We start from the raw sequence: 12243 nt of genomic DNA, 5'->3' as shown, positions 1-12243 counted from the left end.
AGATTGTAACGTTAATGGGGCCAACCGCCTCAGGTAAGACGGCACTTGCCATTGAATTGGTTGAGCAACATCACTGTGAAATTATCTCTGTAGATTCAGCCTTAATCTATCGCCAAATGGACATCGGCAGTGCTAAACCCGATGCGCAAGAACTTGCGCGAGCGCCACATCGCTTGATTGATATTCGCGATCCCAGTGAAAGCTATTCAGCCGCGGATTTCCGCCAAGATGCGCTAGTTGAAATTGAAGCGATATTGGCAAAAGGTAAGACGCCATTACTTGTTGGCGGCACCATGATGTATTTTAAGGCCTTATTGGAAGGATTATCGCCATTACCAGCAGCAGATGAAGCTATTCGGGCACAAATCGCACTCGAGGCTGATGCAAAAGGTTGGCAAGCATTGCATGATGAATTGGCGACAGTGGATGAAGTGGCGGCTAAGCGCATTCATCCAAATGATCCACAACGGTTATCACGGGCAATTGAAGTGTATCGTATAACCGGTAAGTCCTTGACTGAATTAACACAAACTAAGTCAGAAGCCCTGCCTTATACTGTGTCCCAGTTTGGGATTTCGCCAAAAGATCGGAAACAGTTACATCTTTCTATAGAACAAAGATTCAAATTGATGTTAAATCAAGGATTCATTGAAGAAGTTGAGCAGTTACGTGCTCGCGGCGATTTACATTTAGATCTGCCTTCAATGCGTTGTGTGGGTTATCGTCAAGTGTGGCAATATCTCGATGGGGACTACGACTATAATACAATGGTCGAAAAAGCGGTTGTTGCTACTAGGCAATTGGCTAAGCGTCAATTAACATGGTTGAGAGGGTGGCCAGAGCTAAATTGGCTAGAAAGTGGCGATGAGAGCAATATATCTCGCTTAATGGCGCATGCTGCTAGCTAAATATGTCACTCTATATAATACTAAAACCAAACAAAATTTTATGTTGTATCGGTTTTTACTGATTTATTAATAAAAAGGAAATTATAAAATGGCAAAGGGGCAATCTTTACAAGACCCATTTTTGAATGCGCTACGACGTGAGCACGTTCCAGTATCAATTTATTTGGTTAACGGTATTAAGCTTCAAGGACAAGTTGAGTCATTTGACCAGTTTGTTATTTTGTTGAAAAACACAGTGAGTCAAATGGTATACAAGCATGCCATTTCTACTGTTGTGCCAGCACGCCCATTTAAGGTTGGCGGTCATCACGGTACGCCTAACCAGGCCGGTGGTTTTAACACCCCAAGTGACGACAACGAACAACAGTAATTTTAAGGAGTTTGCTTTTTGTTTGATCGCTATGAGGCGGGAGAGAGTGCAGTACTTGTCCATATCGACTTTTCTGATGAAGACAGTCGGGAAGATATTACCGAGCTGCAATTATTAGTGGAGTCGGCAGGTGCCGAAGCTGTAGGCGTGATCACGGGAAGCCGTCGTTCACCGGATCGTAAATATTTTGTCGGTTCGGGGAAGGCCGAAGAATTAGCTGCAATGGTCTCAGCGACTGAGGCTAATGTAGTGATTTTCAACCATGCATTGAGCCCTGCCCAGGAACGTAATCTTGAGCAGTTATGCCAATGTCGTGTGTTAGACCGAACGACACTGATTTTAGATATTTTTGCCCAAAGAGCGCGTACTTACGAAGGTAAGTTGCAGGTGGAGCTAGCGCAATTGCGCCACATGTCGACGCGCTTGATTCGAGGCTGGACTCACCTTGAGCGCCAAAAAGGCGGCATTGGTTTACGTGGTCCAGGTGAAACTCAGTTAGAAACGGATAGGCGTTTATTACGTGGTCGAATTAAGACCATTAATAAGCGGCTGGCAAAAGTAGATAAGCAACGCGAGCAAAGTCGTCGTGCACGTAAGCGCAGTGATTTAGCTACCGTGTCGTTAGTCGGATATACCAATGCGGGTAAATCGACACTATTTAATGCACTGACGGTATCGGATGTGTATGCGGCAGATCAGCTGTTTGCGACCTTGGATCCAACGCTAAGAAAGCTTGAGATTCAAGATGGCTCAGTCATTTTAGCTGATACGGTCGGGTTTATTCGCCATCTACCCCATGACTTAGTCGCCGCTTTTAAAGCGACACTGCAAGAAACAAGAGAAGCAGATTTATTACTGCACATTGTTGATGCGGCAGATGAGAATATGGGAGATAACTTTGAGCAAGTACAACACGTGCTCAAAGAGATCGGTGCAGAAGAAATTCCACAATTGGTTGTTTGTAATAAAATCGATTTGTTGGAAGAGGTAAGTCCTAAGATTGATTTCGATTCTGAAGGCTTACCAACGCGGGTTTGGGTTTCGGCTCAACAAAGCAAAGGCTTGGAAGAGCTAAAGACAGCGATTAACCAACTTGTTGGTCAGTCGATTGTTGAGGTTGATCTTCAAGTCCCGGCAACAGCCGGACATTATCTTGGTCAGTTTTATCGACTTGATGTAATACAGCAGAAAGAGTATGACGATCTGGGGAACTGTATTTTGTCTGTACGCATGATTGAGGCCGATTGGCATCGTCTTGTTAAGCAGAGCCAAGGGGAGTTAGAGACCTTTGTTGTGGAATCAGCCGCAGTAGAGTAGTTTTTTAGTAATCTCGTTTAATTCATACACCTATGGAGTGCTAAATGGCTTGGAACGAGCCCGGTAACAAGGGAAAAGACCCTTGGGGAAATAAAAGTGGTAACGACAAGGGACCACCAGATTTAGATGAAGTTTTTAAAAATCTTTCCAAAAAGTTTGGGGGGAAAGGAAACGGTTCTGGACCGAGTGTAAGCTCGTTCGGTATCGGTATAGTGCTCGTAATAGCAATCGCTGTTTGGGGACTATCAGGTTTCTACACCGTAAAAGAGGCTGAAAAAGGCGTTGCATTGCGTTTTGGCCAATATATCGGTGAAGTTGAACCAGGCTTGCAATGGAAAGCGACATTCATCGACGAAGTTTTTCCTGTTAACGTCAGTACTGTTCGCTCTATTCCAGCGTCAGGTACGATTTTAACATCGGATGAGAATGTGGTTTTAGTTGAACTCGATGTTCAATATCGTGTGGTTGATCCCTATCTATTCTTATTTAGTGCTGTCGACGCTAACGAAAGTTTGCGTGAAGCAACAGACAGTGCCTTGAGATATGTCGTGGGCCATAACCGTATGGATGACATTTTGACTACTGGCCGTGACCAAATTCGTCGCGATACGTGGGAAGAAGTCGAGCGTATTATCGAGCCATATAAACTGGGTATTAACATTGTTGACGTTAACTTCTTGCCGGCACGTCCGCCAGAAGAAGTAAAAGACGCCTTCGATGACGCTATTGCTGCACAAGAAGATGAACAACGCTTTATTCGTGAAGCTGAAGCATATTCGCGTGAAATCGAGCCTAAAGCACGTGGTCAAGTTCAGCGTATGGAGCAACAGGCTAACGCTTATAAAGAGCGTGAAATCCTAGAAGCTCGCGGTAAGGTCGCTCGTTTTGAGCAGCTACTACCTGAGTATCAAGCTGCACCTGAAGTAACACGTAGCCGTTTATACATCGATGCAATGCAAGAAGTGATGTCTGGCACCAATAAGGTTCTTATTGATGCAAAGAATAATGGCAACATGATGTATCTACCGCTTGATAAGCTAATGCAGCAAAACAGTGGTAAAACATCAGCGCAACCAGTGATGACAGAGCCTGTCGCAAGCACTGGTAGCAATAGCATGGTGAACCATGGTTTACCACTTGATGGTCGTTCTTCACGTTCTGAACGTGTACGTCAGGGGAGAAATTAATCATGGGTAGATTAACCATAATTATCGTGGCTATTCTGATTGCCGTAGGTTTGTCTTCTCTTATCGTGGTTAACGAAGGCGAGCGCGCAATTGTGTCTCGTTTTGGTAAGATCCTTAAAGATGGTGGCGAAACTCGCATTTATGCACCTGGTTTGCACTTTAAAATACCGGGAATCGACAAGATTAAGTTCTTAGATTCACGTATTCAAACCATGGACGGCGCTGCGGATCGTTTTGTAACCTCTGAGAAGAAAGATTTGATGGTTGACTCATATGTGAAGTGGCGTATTGCCGATCACGAGAAATACTATCTATCGACCAACGGTGGTAATAAAGCTCAAGCTGAGTCATTGCTGCAACGTAAAATCAACAACGACCTACGTACAGAGTTTGGTCGTCGCACGATTACTGAAATTGTTTCTGGTAGCCGTGATGAGTTGCAGCAAGATGCATTGAATAATGCCATGGAAAGCTCAGAAGATTTGGGTATTGAAGTGGTTGACGTTCGAGTCAAGCAAATTAACTTACCTGCGAACGTCAGTTCGAGTATTTATCAACGTATGCGCGCCGAGCGTACTGCCGTTGCTAAAGAGCATCGTGCTCAAGGTAAGGAACAGGCTGAGATTATTCGTGCTAAGACAGACGCTGGTGTCACCATTCAGATAGCTGAAGCGCAACGTAAAGCATTGGAAGTTCGAGGTGAAGGTGATGCGATTTCTGCAAAAATTTATGCAGACGCATACAACAAAGATCCTGAGTTCTTTGGCTTCTTACGTAGCCTAGATGCTTACAAGAACAGCTTCCAAGGTGAAGGCAACGTAATGGTGCTTGAACCTGATAGTGACTTCTTCAAGTATATGAAGACCTCGCAAGCTAAATAAATCCTGTTAGCATTAAAAAAGCCCGACTAGTTCGGGCTTTTTTTATTTATCACGTCTAAGCTGCTAATTTAGCATCAATTACTATAACCGTTTTAGTTTTTATTATTGTTGATATCTGGTTAAAGCAGCCCAGATTAGCGTTTATTTTCACCGCAAAACGGCAATTTTTCTAACATAGTTAACTTTGTTCTCTGTTTTACTATGATCTGGTTCTAATTTTTGGCTATAATGAGCCCCGCCTCAAATTTGATTTTTGAGCTTTGGGGTGTAACCCGATTTTCAAAAATTTTTAAAACAAAAATTCCAACACTCTCTGGAGATAAGTGGATGAGCAATGCGCCAGTCGATACCGGACGTCGCAGATTCCTGACCGCAGCCACCGCCGTTGTAGGTGGTGCTGGTGCCGTCGCTGTAGCGGTTCCTTTTATAAAGTCATGGAATCCGAGTGCCAAAGCGAAAGCTGCAGGTGCCCCGGTTGAAGTAAATATTAGTAAATTAGAGCCGGGTCAACTGATCCGCGTTGAGTGGCGTGGAAAGCCTGTATGGGTTGTCCGTCGCACCGACGAGATCATTAATGGTCTAGCTAAACTTGATAACCAGCTTCGTGATCCAGCCTCGAACGAAGAACAGCAACCTGACTATGCTCAGAATGCCGTTCGTTCAATTAAGCCTGAGTATTTCATTGCAGTTGGCTTATGTACTCACTTAGGTTGTTCACCTACTTACCTACCGGATACGTTCGGTGAGCAAGTTGAAGGTGTCGCTTCTGGTTTCTTCTGCCCATGTCATGGTTCTAAGTTTGATATGGCTGGTCGTGTATTCCAAGGCGTTCCAGCACCATTAAATCTCGTGGTACCACCGCATCAATATATTGATGATGGCAACGTGATTATCGGTGTCGATCAGGGGGCAGCGTAATGGTTAAGAATATAATTGATTGGATTGATGCTCGCATCCCAATGACGGCGACTTATAACCGTCATGTGGGCAAGTATGCAACCCCAACAAACTTTAACTTTTGGTACTTTTTTGGCTCACTAGCCATGCTAGTGTTAGTTAACCAGTTATTAACTGGTATCTGGCTAACCATGAACTATGTACCAACTGCAGAGGGCGCATTTGCCTCTATCGAATACATCATGCGTGATGTTGAGTACGGTTGGTTGCTGCGCTATATGCACTCGACCGGTGCCTCCGCATTCTTCGTGGTGATCTATTTGCACATGTTCCGTGGTCTTATCTACGGTTCTTACCAAAAGCCAAGAGAACTACTGTGGCTATTCGGTATGTTGATCTTCCTAGTATTAATGGCTGAAGCCTTTATGGGCTACCTATTGCCATGGGGACAGATGTCATACTGGGGCGCGCAGGTAATTATCTCCCTATTCGGTGCAATCCCGGTTATTGGTGATGATCTAACGCTTTGGATTCGTGGTGACTTTGTTGTTTCAGGGGCGACCTTGAACCGATTCTTCGCACTGCACGTCATTGCGTTACCGTTAGTGCTGGTTGTGTTGGTTTTCCTACACTTAATCGCACTTCATGAAGTAGGTTCAAACAACCCAGACGGTATCGAAATTAAGCAAAACAAAGATGAGAACGGCTGGCCTAAAGATGGTATTCCTTTCCACCCATATTACACGGTGAAGGATATTATGGGCGTTGCAGGCTTCTTGATTGTGTTCTGTTACGTGCTGTTCTTCATGCCTGAAGGTGGTGGTTACTTCCTAGAGAAGCCAAACTTTGAAGCGGCTAACCCAATGAAGACGCCTGAGCACATTGCGCCAGTATGGTACTTCACACCGTTCTACGCGATTTTACGTGCGATTCCAGACAAGCTTCTTGGTGTTGTCGGTATGGGTCTTGCGATTGCGGTACTGTTTGTATTGCCTTGGTTAGATCGTTGTAAAGTTAAGTCGATTCGTTACCGTAGCATGATTCACAAGCTGAACATTAGCCAGTTTGCTGTGTCGTTCGTTGTTTTGGGCTACTTAGGTGCTGTTCCAGCAACGCCAGCTCTGACAATCGCTGCTCGTATCTTTACTCTGACTTACTTTGGTTTCTTCGTTGCGCTGTGGGTATACAGTAAGAACGAGAAGACTAAGCCTGTACCAGAGAGGTTGACCCACTAATGAAAAAATTACTGATTGCATTAGTTACGTTAGTCCCATCTCTTGCGTTCGCTGCAGGTGGTTCAAACGTGCCGCTAGAAAGCGCTAATATTGACTTACGTGATACTGAGTCATTACAACGTGGCTTAGATAAGTTTCAGCAGTACTGCGCCGGTTGTCATAGCCAACAGTACCAACGTTATAATCGTGTTGCCGAAGACTTAGATATCTCTATTGAAGACATGCGTAACAACTACATGTTTGATGAGACAGCTAAAGTTGGTGACTTAATGGAGAACGCAATTCCAGATGCCGATGCGGCTAAGTGGTTTGGCGCTGCGCCACCAGATTTAACTTTGGTTGCTCGTGTTCGTGGTGAAGACTGGATTTATACTTACCTAAAGAGCTTCTATCGTGATGATAGTCGTCCATTTGGCGTAAACAATACTGTTTTCCCTTCGGTGGGTATGCCACACGTGATGGAAGAACTTCAAGGCCTACCAGAGCCTGTAGTTGAGTCGCACGATGGTATGACTAAAGTCACAGGTGTTAAGCCTGGGACTGCAGGTAGCCTTAGCGCTGAAGAGTATGACCAAGTTGTTCGTGATATCACCGGTTACCTCGTTTATTCGGGTGATCCAGTTAAACTTGAGCGTGAAAGCTTAGGTTGGTGGGTAATGGGCTTCTTGTTTATTTTCTTTATTGTGGCCTACCTCTTAAAGAAAGAGTACTGGAGAGATGTACACTAACCTACAATAAAGGTTAGAATGTATTATCCGCATAGTGTAAACGGGGGGCATTGCCCCTCGTTTGCGTTTTTGTTTTTTTGATTGAATATCTCGGAGGGTATCAATGGCTGTTGCTGCCAACAAACGCTCAATCATGACCTTATACTCAGGTGCAGATGACCTGTATAGCCATCAAGTACGTATCGTCTTGGCTGAAAAAGGGGTCACTGTTGATGTCCTACAGGTTGATCCTAGTGAAATGCCTGAAGATCTGATTGATCTGAATCCATACAACACAGTACCAACGCTAGTTGATCGTGAGCTTGTACTTTATAACTCTCGTATCATTATGGAATATTTGGACGAGCGTTTCCCGCATCCACCACTGATGCCTGTTTATCCAGTATCTCGTGGTCAAACGCGTTTGATGATGCACCGCATTGAAAACGACTGGTACACTTTGGTAGACCGTATCCGTAGTGGTGATCGTGCTGATGCTGCGCGCAAAGAATTGCAAGAAAGCCTAACGGCGATCGCACCGGTATTTAACGAAATGCCTTATTTCATGGCTGAAGAATTTGGCCTAGCAGACTGTTATTTAGGTCCACTATTGTGGCGCCTACCAGTACTGGGTATTGAGTTAGACTCTCGCACAGCGAAAGAAGTTAAAGCTTACATGACGCGTTTGTTTGACCGTGAGTCATTCAAAGCATCATTGACTGAGGCCGAGCGCGAAATGCGCATGGGTATCTAAATGAAAGCGATGACGCCTAATCGCCCATACTTGCTTCAAGCCTACTATGACTGGCTAATGGACAATGACCTTACCCCTCATGTAGTGGTAGATGCATACGTTCCAGGTACGCAGGTGCCGCAGCAGTATGTCAAAGATGGTCAAATTGTACTGAATATAGCATCGACTGCTGTGGGTAATTTGCAGATCGGTCATGACTTTATTGAGTTCAATGCAAGATTTGGTGGTGTACCACAGCAAGTGGTATTGCCAATGGCGGCCATTGTGGCTATTTATGCTCGTGAAAATGGCGCTGGCACTGTATTCGACGCTGAAGAAGCTTATCAAGATGAAATTGCATCTAGTGATACCTCATCGTTAAGTGTTGTTGATGAAGCGGTCGATAAACAAGACAGTGAGCCTACTCAGGCAAGTGAAGAAAAACCGGTAAAACGTGGCCACTTAACCTTAGTTAAGTAGATACCACTGAATCGTATTATTGAGGCCGGTCTTTATGACCGGCCTTTTTATTAGCTCGCTGTCTATGCTGAGTGTATGAGGCAGTTTCACTAGTGACCGAGCAATGAAGCTGTGGTAGCATGCGGCGCCAGATCCACCGCTTTTTCGCTTATAAGTTAGGTTTACCATGATCTTAATGATCGACAATTATGATTCGTTTACCTTTAATCTAGTGCAGTACTTTCAGCAGCTAGATTGCGAAGTCGTTGTCAGACGTAATGATGAGATTAGCCTAACAGAAATACGCGATTTAGCCCCAAGCCAAATGGTCATTTCCCCTGGGCCCTGTAGCCCAAATGAGGCAGGCATCTCATTGCAAGCGATTGAGCATTTTGCTGGCCACATACCTATATTAGGCGTTTGTTTAGGCCATCAAGCCATTGCGCAAGTGTTTGGTGCTAAGGTAGTTAATGCCCATCGGGTTATGCACGGTAAAACCAGTGAAATTGTGCATCAAAATCGCGGTTTGTTTAAGTCACTCGCGAATCCGCTCACTGTTACCCGTTATCATTCGCTGGTCATAGAGTCTGTACCGCAGCAGTTTGAATTAGACGCTTGGTATGACGATCCTATTGTTGGCCGTGAGATCATGGCTATCCGCCACCAGAGTATGCCTTTATTCGGAGTGCAGTTTCATCCAGAGTCAATTTTGACCCAGCAGGGGTTAGATTTGCTGGCTAACTTTGTTAATCAATCGCGCTAGAGTTTAAACTGCCATACAGATATTTTAATCTGTTACAACTTATCTCAACATTCCTCACTAGTTTTGATCCATTTTGTGATATAAAAAGGGCAAAAAAGCAGCCTTGGACGATGATTGCCGTTTACAGCAATATCTTCCGCTATAACAACAAAAAGGGAACCCAATGGCAGGTTTACTCAAAACAGCAGCACTTAGCGCAGTCACGATTGCTATTTTATCGGGATGTACAGCCACACCAACTTCTAACACGCCGGCCACAGTTGCGGCTTCTGCGGCGGTAACCTTAGTTGCCCCACCTAAGGCTGAACAGCCTTTAACCATGAAGCAGATTATGGCCAACCCTGATTGGATGGGAATATTCGCCAAAGGTGAATATTGGAGTGATGATGGGCAGTCTATCTATTTTGCTCGTCAGGCTCACAGCTCACCACTGCTAGATTATTACCAGCAACCCATTACGGGACCAGCAACTAAGTTAGATCTGAATCAATTACATCTTGCTGACCAAAAGCATGGCGTATTTAACAGTGATAAATCTAAAAAAGCCTACGTCTATCAGGGCAATGTTTTTGTCAAAGCTATGGACACTGGGGCTATCACTCAACTTACCAAACTCAATAGCGCAGTGAGTGGAGTACAGTTTTTAACTTCTGGTGATTTAGCTTATTGGCAAGGTGAGTCAATTTTTAAGATTCACTCAAATTCAGGGCTAGTCGAACAGCTTGCTGATATTCAAATGGCCAAGGCACCAAGCAAAGTTAAAGATCCCGAGAGTTACATCGCTAAGCAGCAACATCGTTTGATTGATTATGTTGCGTTGCAGCACAGCAATGCAAAAGAGAAGCAAGCTTATCAGCAACAGTTAGCTGACATTGACCCAACCATGACCGCTAAAAGCTGGTATTTAGGCGATAAGGAGCGTGTCAGCGCCTTGAGTCTGTCACCAGATGGTCGTTATGTGCTGTTGGCGCTAATTGATAAGAGCTATAGCTGGCGCAGTGAACATGACATTATGCCCAACTATTTAGGCAATGAAGGTTATGTTGATGCTGTACCAGCTCGCGCACGTGTGGCCGAAGATAACAATCCTGGGCAAAGATTGGTATTGCTAGACCTGCAAAGCAAACAGAAACGCGATATTACTATTGAAGGGCTAAGCGGATTTGATGAAGACGTATTAGCAGCAGTCAAACAAGAGAATGCCGAAGCCAAAGGCGAAAGTTATAGCGCTGAGAAGCAGCCACGTAAGATCCAGTTGATGCAAGACTGGGGTTGGCAACAAAGCGCAATTCAGTGGCATGATGACGGCCAATTAGCTGTGATGCTTGAAGCCATCGACAACAAAGATCGTTGGATAGCCACGGTTAACCTAGAAAAAGGTAGCTTGCAAACTCAACACCGTCTGCATGACGAAGCATGGGTTAATTATACCTTTAATCAATATGGTTGGTTAAATGAAGGCAATAGCCTTTACTACCTATCTGAAGAGAGCGGTTATTCTCAGCTATATGTAAAACCGACAACAGGTAAGGCTCGTGCGCTCACTCAAGGCGATTATGTGGTGAGTGATATTACCCTAGGTCCTAAGCAAACCTACATATATTACAAGGCTAACAAACAACACCCTGGTATCGATAACGTTTATCGTGTCAATATTCAATCGGGTAAGTCTGAGCAGTTGACCCAGTGGCAAGGACAGCTAGATTATCAGCTCAGCCCAGATGGCGAACAGCTGTTATTGAAGGCATCAACTCGCACTCAACCAGCAGAGTTGTTTGTTAAACCCATTGGTGGTGAGCGTCAGCAGTTAACGGATTACACCAGTGATGCCTTTAAGCAATACCCTTGGCAAGCGCCAGAGGTGGTCGCTGTGCCATCTAGCCATGGTGCTAAGGACATATACGCCCGTGTGTACTTGCCACAAGGATACGCTAAAGAGAACGCTAGCCAGTATCCTGCAGTGATCTTTAACCACGGCGCGGGTTACTTGCAAAATGCGCATTACGGCTTCTCTGGCTACTTTAGAGAGTTCATGTTCCATAATCTGCTAACTCAGCAGGGTTATGTCGTAATGGACATGGATTATCGCGGTTCAAAAGGCTATGGACGTGATTGGCGTACGGATATCTATCGTCAAATGGGCACGCCAGAAGTACAAGACTTGAAAGATGGTGTTAACTGGATGGCGGCCAATGCCAATGTTGACGCGCAAAAAGTGGGCACTTATGGTGGCTCATATGGTGGCTTCCTGACCTTTATGGCGCTATTCAATGAGCCTGAATTGTTCCAGGCCGGTGCTGCGCTGCGTCCAGTAACCGACTGGGCACACTACAATGCACCTTATACATCTAATATTCTTAACACGCCCGACGTTGATGCTATCGCATACGAGCGTAGCTCGCCAATTGAGCATGCTGAGGGACTGCAAAAGCCTCTGCTAATCATGAGTGGCGTGCTGGATGATAACGTATTCTTCCAAGACAGCGTGCGACTAGTACAGCGTTTGATTGAACTGGAAAAGCCAATGTTTGAAACGGCAATCTACCCAGTAGAGCCCCATGGTTTCAAGCAGCCTTCAAGTTGGTTAGACGAGTATCGACGTATCTATAAGCTGTTCGAACAAGAACTCAAATAACTAACAAGGACCCGATAAGGGTCCTTTTTTTTATCGCTAAACTGGCTGCAGAGTAGTTCAAGGTAACCTGTGAGTCGCCAGCATAAGGTTATGATTGTTAAATCAGGTTGATGGCGTTAAATTGGCAGGGTTATGTGCTAAATTAAAGCTA

General features: G+C 44.8%; 12 protein-coding genes. All 12 read left to right on the top strand.

Annotated features, from left to right (window positions below):
- The first annotated feature begins 14 nt into the window (after nucleotides 1–14).
- Nucleotides 15–908: a tRNA (adenosine(37)-N6)-dimethylallyltransferase MiaA gene (gene miaA, locus FLM48_RS18340; protein WP_218645354.1), complete on the top strand. Its 894-nt coding sequence runs from the start codon at nucleotides 15–17 to the stop codon at nucleotides 906–908.
- Between the two features lie 88 nt (nucleotides 909–996).
- Nucleotides 997–1278 (top strand): RNA chaperone Hfq, encoded by a 282-nt coding sequence (hfq, locus tag FLM48_RS18335; protein ID WP_028774848.1) that lies wholly within the window; start codon nucleotides 997–999, stop codon nucleotides 1276–1278.
- An 18-nt stretch (nucleotides 1279–1296) separates the two neighbouring features.
- Nucleotides 1297–2595 (top strand): ribosome rescue GTPase HflX, encoded by a 1299-nt coding sequence (gene hflX / locus FLM48_RS18330; RefSeq protein WP_028774847.1) that lies wholly within the window; start codon nucleotides 1297–1299, stop codon nucleotides 2593–2595.
- 44 nt (nucleotides 2596–2639) lie between these two features.
- Nucleotides 2640–3782 (top strand): FtsH protease activity modulator HflK, encoded by a 1143-nt coding sequence (gene hflK, locus FLM48_RS18325; protein ID WP_179025658.1) that lies wholly within the window; start codon nucleotides 2640–2642, stop codon nucleotides 3780–3782.
- Nucleotides 3783–3784: 2 nt separating this feature from the next.
- Nucleotides 3785–4663: a protease modulator HflC gene (gene hflC, locus FLM48_RS18320; RefSeq protein ID WP_179025657.1), complete on the top strand. Its 879-nt coding sequence runs from the start codon at nucleotides 3785–3787 to the stop codon at nucleotides 4661–4663.
- 327 nt (nucleotides 4664–4990) lie between these two features.
- The gene (gene petA / locus FLM48_RS18315) at nucleotides 4991–5581 is read left to right on the top strand and encodes a ubiquinol-cytochrome c reductase iron-sulfur subunit (protein ID WP_028774551.1); all 591 of its coding nucleotides are present in this window, start codon (nucleotides 4991–4993) and stop codon (nucleotides 5579–5581) included.
- Complete coding sequence (locus FLM48_RS18310) at nucleotides 5581–6795, top strand: cytochrome bc complex cytochrome b subunit (protein WP_028774552.1); 1215 nt, start codon at nucleotides 5581–5583, stop codon at nucleotides 6793–6795. Before petA ends, FLM48_RS18310 begins: the two co-directional genes overlap by 1 nt.
- A complete protein-coding gene (locus FLM48_RS18305) occupies nucleotides 6795–7523 on the top strand; it encodes a cytochrome c1 (protein ID WP_028774553.1) in 729 nt (242 codons plus the stop codon). Before FLM48_RS18310 ends, FLM48_RS18305 begins: the two co-directional genes overlap by 1 nt.
- Nucleotides 7524–7626: 103 nt before the next feature.
- Nucleotides 7627–8256 carry a stringent starvation protein SspA gene (sspA, locus tag FLM48_RS18300; RefSeq protein WP_028774554.1) on the top strand — a complete coding sequence of 210 codons (630 nt, stop codon included), beginning with the start codon at nucleotides 7627–7629 and terminating at the stop codon, nucleotides 8254–8256.
- On the top strand, nucleotides 8257–8715 hold the full coding sequence (locus tag FLM48_RS18295; protein ID WP_179025656.1) for a ClpXP protease specificity-enhancing factor: 459 nt from the start codon (nucleotides 8257–8259) through the stop codon (nucleotides 8713–8715).
- A 166-nt stretch (nucleotides 8716–8881) separates the two neighbouring features.
- Complete coding sequence (locus FLM48_RS18290; RefSeq protein ID WP_179025655.1) at nucleotides 8882–9457, top strand: aminodeoxychorismate/anthranilate synthase component II; 576 nt, start codon at nucleotides 8882–8884, stop codon at nucleotides 9455–9457.
- 163 nt (nucleotides 9458–9620) lie between these two features.
- Nucleotides 9621–12092: a prolyl oligopeptidase family serine peptidase gene (locus FLM48_RS18285; protein ID WP_179025654.1), complete on the top strand. Its 2472-nt coding sequence runs from the start codon at nucleotides 9621–9623 to the stop codon at nucleotides 12090–12092.
- Nucleotides 12093–12243: the final 151 nt, after the last annotated feature.

This window comes from Shewanella sp. Scap07, from assembly GCF_013394145.1.
GTDB classification, from domain to species: domain Bacteria; phylum Pseudomonadota; class Gammaproteobacteria; order Enterobacterales; family Shewanellaceae; genus Shewanella; species Shewanella waksmanii.
This window is presented reverse-complemented; position numbering and strand designations above follow the sequence as displayed.

Coding starts and splice junctions, on each gene's coding strand:
- miaA (WP_218645354.1), top strand. CDS start 15: ATGGGGCCAACCGCCTCAGGTAAGACGGCACTTGCCATTGAATTGGTT.
- hfq (WP_028774848.1), top strand. CDS start 997: ATGGCAAAGGGGCAATCTTTACAAGACCCATTTTTGAATGCGCTACGA.
- hflK (WP_179025658.1), top strand. CDS start 2,640: ATGGCTTGGAACGAGCCCGGTAACAAGGGAAAAGACCCTTGGGGAAAT.
- hflC (WP_179025657.1), top strand. CDS start 3,785: ATGGGTAGATTAACCATAATTATCGTGGCTATTCTGATTGCCGTAGGT.
- petA (WP_028774551.1), top strand. CDS start 4,991: ATGAGCAATGCGCCAGTCGATACCGGACGTCGCAGATTCCTGACCGCA.
- FLM48_RS18310 (WP_028774552.1), top strand. CDS start 5,581: ATGGTTAAGAATATAATTGATTGGATTGATGCTCGCATCCCAATGACG.
- FLM48_RS18305 (WP_028774553.1), top strand. CDS start 6,795: ATGAAAAAATTACTGATTGCATTAGTTACGTTAGTCCCATCTCTTGCG.
- sspA (WP_028774554.1), top strand. CDS start 7,627: ATGGCTGTTGCTGCCAACAAACGCTCAATCATGACCTTATACTCAGGT.
- FLM48_RS18295 (WP_179025656.1), top strand. CDS start 8,257: ATGAAAGCGATGACGCCTAATCGCCCATACTTGCTTCAAGCCTACTAT.
- FLM48_RS18290 (WP_179025655.1), top strand. CDS start 8,882: ATGATCTTAATGATCGACAATTATGATTCGTTTACCTTTAATCTAGTG.
- FLM48_RS18285 (WP_179025654.1), top strand. CDS start 9,621: ATGGCAGGTTTACTCAAAACAGCAGCACTTAGCGCAGTCACGATTGCT.